Origin of the sequence: Sphingomonas sp. CCH9-F2 (genome assembly GCF_001556735.1) — a bacterium.
Lineage (GTDB): Bacteria > Pseudomonadota > Alphaproteobacteria > Sphingomonadales > Sphingomonadaceae > Sphingomonas > Sphingomonas ginsenosidimutans.
On record NZ_LSJO01000663.1, the window covers coordinates 1 to 2,955 of the forward strand.

The following is a 2,955-nucleotide window of genomic DNA, read 5'->3' on the forward strand; positions in this document are numbered from 1 at the left end:
CGGGGGCGCATACGGCATCGACGCGGCCAGCCGGAAATTCTTCGGCCATGGTGCCGACCGGCTGAGCCTGGCCGAGGCGGCGGTGATCGCCGGGCTGGTCAAGGCGCCGTCCAATTATTCCCCGACCGCCGACGCCGATGCCGCCAAGGGGCGGGCAGGCGTCGTGCTGCAGCAGATGGTGCGCAACGGCTTCGTCACGCAGGCGCAGGCCGCCAGCGCCGATCCGGGCGAGGTGAAGCTCGCCCCCCCCGCGCGGCAGAACAGCGTGCGCTATTTCACCGACTGGGCGCTGCCGCAGCTGGACCTGCTGATCGACGAGACGGTCAAGCCGCTGGAGGTGTGGACCACGCTGGACCCCACGATGCAACGCGAGGCGGATGCCGCGATCCGCGCCAACGTGCCCAAGGGCGCACAGGGCGCGCTGGTGGCGATCGACCGCGACGGCGCGGTGCGCGCGATGGTGGGCGGGACCGATTACGTCAGCTCGATCTACAACCGCGCCACCCAGGCGCAGCGCCAGCCGGGATCGGCGTTCAAGCTGTTCGTCTATCTCGCCGCGCTGGAAGCCGGGCGCACGCCAGAGGACAGGGAGATCGACGAGCCGGTGACGATCGACGGCTGGTCGCCGCGCAACGATTCGCGCCGCAATTCGGGCGAGGTCACGCTGCGCACCGCCTTCGCCTATTCGCTCAACACGATCGCGGCGAAGCTGGGGCAGGCGGTGGGGTTCCAGACCGTCGCCGACATGGCGCGGCGGTTCGGCATCACCACCCCGGTCAACACCCATCCGTCGATGGTGCTGGGCACATCGGACGTGCGGCTGATCGACATGACCCACGCCTTCGCCAGTATCGGCAACAAGGGCGTCGACGTCGCACCGTTCGGCATCACCCGCGTCACCGCCGACAATGAGACGATCTACACGCATGAGGTGGACCGCAGCCGCGTGCTGGTGGCCCCCACCGTCGCGGCGCAAATGACCGACCTGTTGCAGACCGCGGTCAACACCGGCACGGGCCGCGCGGCGCAGATCGGTCGCCCGGTGGCGGGCAAGACCGGTACCACCACCAGCAGCAAGGACGGCTGGTTCCTGGGCTTCTCCTCCGGGCTGACCACGGGCATCTGGATGGGGCGTGACGATGCCCGGCCGGTCGCCGGGCTGCACGGCGGCACGGCGCCCGCGCGCGCCTTCGCGCAGTTCATGAAGGCGGCGGTCGCGGGCCGACCGATCGAGCAGTTCGACACGCAGGTGACGCTGCCCGAGGCGCAGCTGGAGCCTGATGCCGAAAGCTATTACGGCGCGCCCGACAATATGAGCTTCGTCGACGACGACGGGAACCCGCTGCCGGTGGATGCTCCGCGCGCGCCGGCGGGTGACCCGGATTACTACCCCGATCGCCCCGGCGGCCCGCCGCCGCCGGCCGGCATCCAGCAACCCTTGCAGGGGCCACAGCGCCCGCGCGACGACCTGGCGCCGCCCGATACCGGGGGCGAACGGCTGGACCAGGACTGGCTGGATCGAGTGACCGGCCAGGGTGTGCCCCGCCGCGACCCCGGGCGCGCTCAGCCGCCGCGCGAATCCCCGGACCGCCCGAACCAGTGAAGCGCCGCGCCATGCGCGCGCAGCCACCCACGCTCGGCCACAGGATCGCGCCCATAAAGCGTCGCGACCAGCGCATGGAACGCGGGCGAATGGTTCATGTGGACGCGGTGCGCCACCTCGTGCGCGGCGGTCGCGCGGCGCACCTCGGCGGGCGCCAGGATCAGCCGCCAGCTGTAGCGGATCGCGCCATGCGAGGCGCAGCTGCCCCAGCGGCCGCGCGGATCGCCGACCGTCACCCCGGTCACCTCCACCCCCGCGCGCGCGGCGTAGAAAGCGGTGTCGTCCGCCAGCACCGCCAGCGCGTGGCGGCGTAGCCAGGCCGCGATGCGGCGCGGTACCATCTCCACCGGCCCGCCGACGACCAGCCGGTCCACCTCAAGCCGCGGCAGCCGCCCGGCGCCCGCATCCCAGACGATGCGGCGGTCGACGCCCTCCACCGGCACGGTCGCGTCGGCGACGAACGGGCGCGGGTGCGGCAGCATATTGCGCTGGCGTTCGATCCACTCGCCCTGCCCGCGCGCCCACTCCAGCGCGCGCCGCAGCGAGGCGCGCGGCGGCAGCGTCAGCCGCGCCCGCCCGCTGACCGGATCGAACGACAATTTCGTGCGGCGCGCCTGCGGGTGGCGGACGACATCGACGTCGCCATCCTCCAGCCCCACGCTCACAGCGTGCGGTCGACCATGTGATGTTCGAGGTCGCCGGCGTCATCCTCGCTGATCGTCCAGCCACGCACCGATTCGCCTACGCGGTGCACCGCCTCGCGATCGCCCGAGACGAGATAATGCCAGTCGGGCAGCGGCAGCCCCGCGGCACGCAGGCGATAGGCGCAGGTCGACGGCAGCCAGTCGATCGAATCGACGTTGCCCGCCGTCAGCCGCACGCATTCGCTGACGAAGGCGCGGCGGTGGCGATAGTTGGAACATTGCCCGCTGCGCCGGTCGAGCAGGCGGCACGCGACGTTGGTCGCGATCAGCTCACCGGTCTCTTCATCCTCCAGCTTGTGCAGGCAGCATTTGCCGCAGCCGTCGCACAGCGCCTCCCACTGTGCGCGGTCGAGCTTCGCAAGCGGCACGTCGTCCCAGAAGCGGCCGGTCAATGCACCCATTTCGTCACCTCGTCCGCGATCGCCTGCGGCGGGCCTTCGGGCAGCAGCGCGAGCGGCTTGCCGTCGGGACCGAACAGATAGATCTGGCGGCTGTGGTCCATCATATAGCCGTCGGCGGTGCCGGCGCCCCGCGCGTAATAGATGCCATATTCCTTCGCGGTCTTCGCGATCGCCTCCGCACTGCCGGTCAGCCCGACCAGCCGGGGGTGGAAGGCGGCGGTGAACTTCTTGAGCACCGCGGGCGTAT

4 protein-coding genes are annotated in these 2,955 nt (G+C 71.2%); 1 reads left to right on the plus strand and 3 read right to left on the minus strand.

Going from position 1 to position 2,955, the window contains the following annotated elements; translation table 11 throughout:
• The coding region (locus AX685_RS18850) for a transglycosylase domain-containing protein (protein WP_066491469.1) at positions 1-1,603 on the plus strand (1,603 nt) is incomplete at its 5' end.
• Here the strand turns inward: AX685_RS18850 and AX685_RS18855 are convergent.
• From AX685_RS18855 to AX685_RS18865, 3 genes are all read right to left on the minus strand, one after another.
• Positions 1,564-2,268, minus strand: coding sequence for a M48 family metallopeptidase (locus AX685_RS18855; RefSeq protein WP_231792301.1), 705 nt, complete (start codon positions 2,266-2,268; stop codon positions 1,564-1,566). The genes AX685_RS18850 and AX685_RS18855 overlap by 40 nt on opposite strands.
• Positions 2,265-2,708, minus strand: a complete 444-nt coding sequence (locus tag AX685_RS18860; RefSeq protein WP_066491472.1) for a YcgN family cysteine cluster protein — start codon at positions 2,706-2,708, stop codon at positions 2,265-2,267. The genes AX685_RS18855 and AX685_RS18860 overlap by 4 nt, the downstream gene beginning before the upstream one ends.
• Positions 2,696-2,955: SCO family protein (locus tag AX685_RS18865; RefSeq protein WP_197418709.1), on the minus strand; the 260-nt coding region annotated here is incomplete at its 5' end. The genes AX685_RS18860 and AX685_RS18865, both read right to left, overlap by 13 nt.